We start from the raw sequence: 5,476 nt of genomic DNA, 5'->3' as shown, positions 1-5,476 counted from the left end.
TCCACTACACCCCCCCCCGCGCCCCCCCCCCCGCCCCGGGGCCCCCCCCCCCCCCCGGGGGCCCCCCGCCGCCGTCCGCAGCCCTCCGCCTCCCGCAAGGAGCCCGACAGTGATACGCCGAAGAACGGCAGCGTCCACCCTGGCCGTCGCCCTCAGCGCGGCGCTCGTGCCCGCGCTGCCCGCGACGGCCGCGCCCCGGCCGCCCGCACCACCCTCCGACGCCCGGCTCGCCGCCGAGCCCGCCCGGCACGACCTCACCCGCGAGCAGTTCTACTTCGTGCTCCCGGACCGGTTCGCCAACGGCTCCACGGCCAACGACCGCGGCGGACTGACCGGTTCGCGCCTGACGACCGGGTTCGACCCCACCGACAAGGGCTTCTACCAGGGCGGCGACCTCAAGGGGCTCACCGACAAGCTGGACTACATCAAGGGCATGGGCACCACCGCCATCTGGATGGCGCCCATCTTCAAGAACCAGCCCGTCCAGGGCACCGGCGACAACGCCTCCGCCGGCTACCACGGCTACTGGATCACCGACTTCACCCAGGTCGACCCGCACTTCGGCACCAACGCCGACCTGGAGAGGCTGATCGACAAGGCCCACGCCAAGGGCATGAAGGTCTTCTTCGACGTCATCACCAACCACACGGCCGACGTCATCGACTACGAGGAGAAGGCGTACAACTACCTCTCCAAGGGGGCCTTCCCGTACCGGACTTCGGACGGCCGCACGTTCGACGACAACGACTACGCCGACGGTGAGCGCAGGTTCCCGAAGGTCTCCGCGGACAGCTTCCCGCGGACCCCCGTCGTCCCCGCCGCCAAGAAGGACCTCAAGGTCCCCTCCTGGCTCAACGACCCGACGATGTACCACAACCGGGGTGACTCCACCTTCGCCGGCGAGTCCTCCGAGTACGGCGACTTCTCCGGCCTGGACGACCTGTGGACCGAGCGTCCCGAGGTCGTCGAGGGCATGGAGAAGATCTACCAGAAGTGGGTCCGCGACTTCGACATCGACGGCTTCCGCATCGACACCGTCAAGCACGTCAACCGCGAGTTCTGGACGCAGTGGGCCGAGTCGCTCGACGCGTACGCGGCCAAGCGCGGCCGGGACGACTTCTTCATGTTCGGCGAGGTGTACTCCTCCGACCCGGCGATCACCGCCCCGTACGTCACCGAGGGCCGGCTCGACGCCACCCTGGACTTCCCGTTCCAGGAGGCCGCCCGGAACTTCGCCTCCCAGGGCGCGGACGCCGGGAAGCTCGCCGGGGTGTTCGGCCAGGACTACCGGTACACGACCGACAAGGCCAACGCCTACGAGTCGACGACCTTCCTCGGCAACCACGACATGGGCCGCATCGGCACGTTCCTGAAGCAGGACAACCCGAAGGCCGACGACGCCGAGCTCGTCCGGCGGGCGCGTCTCGCCAACGAGCTGATGTTCCTCAGCCGCGGCAACCCGGTCGTCTACTACGGCGACGAGCAGGGCTTCACCGGCGCGGGCGGTGACAAGGACGCCCGGCAGACCCTCTTCGCCTCGAAGACGGACGCCTACCTCGACGACGACCAGCTCGGCACCGACCGCACCCACGCCTCGGACGCCTACGACACCACCCACCCGCTCTACCGCTCCATCGCGGCCCTGTCCAAGCTCACCAAGGACCACCCGGCGCTCCGCGACGGCATCCAGACCGAGCGGCTCGCGAAGGACTCCGTCTACGCGTTCTCCCGCACCGACCGGCGCACCGAGTACGTCGTCGCGGCCAACAACGCGACCACGGCGAAGACGGTCGAGCTGACCACCGGTTCGGGCAACCACCGTGTGCTGTACGGCGACAAGGATGCGCTGAAGGCGCAGGCCGGCCAGAAGGTCACACTGACCCTCCCCGCCCTGTCCACCGTCGTCCTGCGCTCCTCCGACCCGTCCGTCACCGCCGGCACCACGCCGTCGGTCGACCTGAAGGCCCCGGCCGCGGGCGCGACCGGCACGGTCGAGATCGCCGCGAACGTCGACGGCGGCACCCCCGGCACCAACCGGGTCGTCTTCGCCGCCCAGGTCGGCGACGGGAAGTGGCGGACGCTCGGCTCCGCCGACCACGCCCCCTACAAGGTCACCCAGAAGGTCACCGCGCCCGCCGGCACGGCGCTGCGCTACAAGGCCGTCGTCGTCGACGCCCGCGGCCGCACCGCGAGCGACCTCGCCGCCACCACCGCCGGCACACCGGTCGTGGAGGCCCCGCCGAGCGCCGTCCAGCGCGACTACGCGGTCGTCCACTACCAGCGCCCCGACGGCGACTACGACGGCTGGGAGCTGGTCTCCGGCGACAAGAAGGCCGCCTTCACCGGCCGTGACGCCTACGGCGCCTTCGCCTGGGTGAAGGTCGAGCAGGGCGCCGACTCCCTGCCGTACACCGTCGTCAAGGGCGGTACGGTCGACGGCCCGCAGCGGACGGTCCCGCTCGGGACCACCGGCGAGGTGTGGATCGCGCAGGGCAAGGACGCGCAGGCCACCACCGCCCCCGACGGGGCCTACCCGCCCCAGGACAGGACCAAGGCCGTCCTGCACTACCAGCGGCCCGACGGGGACTACGACGGCTGGGGCGTCCACACCTGGACCGGCGCGGCGAACCCCACCGACTGGGCCAAGCCCCTTCTGCCGACCCGGATCGACGCCTACGGTGCCGTCTACGAGGTGCCGCTCGCGGACGGGGCCACGTCGCTCTCGTACATCCTGCACAAGGGCGACGAGAAGGACCTGCCCGCCGACCAGTCGCTCGACCTCACGGCGATCGGCCACGAGGTCTGGATGCTGAGCGGCCGGGAGAAGTACCTCCTGCCGCAGGCGAAGAGCACGACCCTGGACCTGAAGAAGTCCGAGGCCGTCTGGATCGACGCGCACACCGTCGCCTGGAACGGCGTCGACTCCGCCGCCTCCACCCAGCTCCTCGCCTCCCGCAGCGGCTCGATCGCGCTGAAGGACGGACAGCTGACCGGTGACGACGTGCGGTGGATCCGGTTGGACAGGGCCGCTCTCACCGACGCCCAGAAGGCGAAGTTCCCGCACCTGGCGAAGTACACCGCCTGGACGATCCACCCGCGCGACCGCGACGGCCTGAAGGACGTCCTGCGCGGCCAGGTCATCGCCTCCCAGCGCGCGGCCAACGGTGCGGTCGTCGCCGCCACCGGCGTGCAGATCGGCGGGGTCCTGGACGACCTGTACGCGGGCGCCGCGCAGCAGCAGGCCCTCGGCCCGGTCTTCGACCGCGGCCGGCCGACCCTGAGCGTCTGGGCTCCCACCGCCCAGTCCGTCGCGCTCGAGATCGACGGCCGGAGCGTCGCCATGACCCGCCGGGCCGACTCCGGCACCTGGACCGTCACCGGCCCGTCCTCCTGGACCGGCAAGAAGTACGCCTTCCAGGTGAAGGTCTACGCCCCGACCGTCGGCAAGGTCGTCACCAACACCGTCACCGACCCGTACTCGGTCGCCCTGACCACCGACTCGAAGCGGAGCCTGGTCGTCGACCTGAAGGCGAAGGACCTCGCGCCCGCCGGCTGGACCGGCCTGCGCAAGCCGGCCGCCGTGCCGCTGCGCGACGCGCAGATCCAGGAGCTGCACGTCCGGGACTTCTCCGTCGCCGACCGCACCACCACCGCGGCGAACCGGGGCAAGTACCTGGCCTTCACGGAGAAGGACAGCAAGGGCTCGAAGCACCTGCGCGACCTGGCGCGGGCCGGCACCTCCTACGTGCACCTGCTGCCGGTCTTCGACATCGCGACGATCCCCGAGTCCGGCGCGCAGAGCGTCGACTGCGACCTCACGTCGTTCCCCGCCGACTCCGAGAAGCAGCAGGAGTGCGTGGCGAAGATCGCCGCGAAGGACGGCTTCAACTGGGGCTACGACCCCTACCACTACACCGTTCCCGAGGGCTCCTACTCCTCCGACCCCGACGGCACGAAGCGCACGGTCGAGTTCCGCCAGATGGTGAAGGCGCTCAACGACGACGGGCTGCGGGTCGTCATGGACGTCGTCTACAACCACACCACCAGCGCGGGCCAGGCCGACACCTCGGTCCTGGACCGGGTCGTCCCCGGCTACTACCAGCGGCTCCTGGCCGACGGCTCGGTGGCCACCAGCACCTGCTGCGCCAACACGGCCACCGAGAACGCGATGATGGGCAAACTGATCGTCGACTCGGTCGTCACCTGGGCCCGCGACTACAAGGTCGACGGCTTCCGCTTCGACCTCATGGGCCACCACCCGAAGGCGAACATCCTCGCCGTCCGCAAGGCACTCGACGAGCTGACTCTCGCGAAGGACGGGGTGAACGGGAAGGAGATCATCCTCTACGGCGAGGGCTGGAACTTCGGCGAGGTCGCCGACGACGCCCGCTTCGTCCAGGCCACCCAGAAGAACATGGCCGGCACCGGCGTCGCGACCTTCTCCGACCGGGCCCGCGACGCGGTCCGCGGCGGCGGTCCGTTCGACGAGGACCCGGGCGTCCAGGGCTTCGCCTCCGGCCTCTACACCGACCCCAACACCTCGAAGGCCAACGGCACCGAGGCCGAGCAGAAGGCCCGCCTCCTGCACTACCAGGACCTGCTGAAGGTCGGTCTCAGCGGCAACCTCGCCGACTACGCCTTCACCGACACCGCCGGCAAGCGGGTCAAGGGCTCCCAGGTCGACTACAACGGCTCACCGGCCGGCTACGCGGCCGTCCCCGGCGACGCGCTCGCCTACGCCGACGCCCACGACAACGAGTCGCTGTTCGACGCGCTGGCCTTCAAGCTCCCGGCCGGCACGTCCGCGGCCGACCGGGCGCGCATGCAGGTCCTCGCCATGGGCACCGCCGCCCTCTCCCAGGGCCCGGCGCTCTCCCAGGCCGGCACCGACCTGCTGCGGTCGAAGTCCCTCGACCGCAACTCCTACGACAGCGGCGACTGGTTCAACGCGATCCACTGGGACTGCGCCGACGGCAACGGCTTCGGCCGCGGGCTGCCCCCGGCCGCCGACAACCAGCCCAAGTGGTCCTTCGCCAAGCCCCTGTTGGCGAACCCGGCGATCGCGCCCGGCTGCCCGCAGATCGACGGCGCCTCGGCCGCGTACCGGGACCTGCTGAAGATCCGCACCACCGAGCCGGTCTTCGGCCTGAAGTCGGCCGACGAGGTGCAGGCCGCGCTCGGCTTCCCGCTCTCGGGGCCGGACGAGACGCCCGGCGTGGTCACCATGACCCTCGGTGACCTGGTCGTCGTCTTCAACGCCACCCCCGAGGCGCAGAAGCAGACCGTCGGCGCGCTCGCGGGCGACGACTACCGGCTGCACCGGGTCCAGCGGGACGGCTCCGACGCCGGGGTGAAGGCGTCCGCCTTCGACGCCGCGTCCGGGACCTTCACCGTGCCGGCCAGGACGGTCGCGGTCTTCGACCGCGGCTGATCCGGAGGAGCTCACCGCCCGCCGGGGCGCGCGGCCGCACCAGGC

General features: G+C 71.2%; 1 protein-coding gene. It reads left to right on the top strand.

What is annotated here, in order from left to right; genetic code table 11:
* The first annotated feature begins 109 nt into the window (after positions 1–109).
* Positions 110–5,431, top strand: coding sequence for a pullulanase-type alpha-1,6-glucosidase (gene pulA, locus ACFWEG_RS28010; RefSeq protein WP_387220635.1), 5,322 nt, complete (start codon positions 110–112; stop codon positions 5,429–5,431).
* Positions 5,432–5,476: the final 45 nt, after the last annotated feature.

The organism is Streptomyces sp. NPDC060194 (assembly GCF_042728285.1).
GTDB lineage: Bacteria > Actinomycetota > Actinomycetes > Streptomycetales > Streptomycetaceae > Streptomyces.
This window is presented reverse-complemented; position numbering and strand designations above follow the sequence as displayed.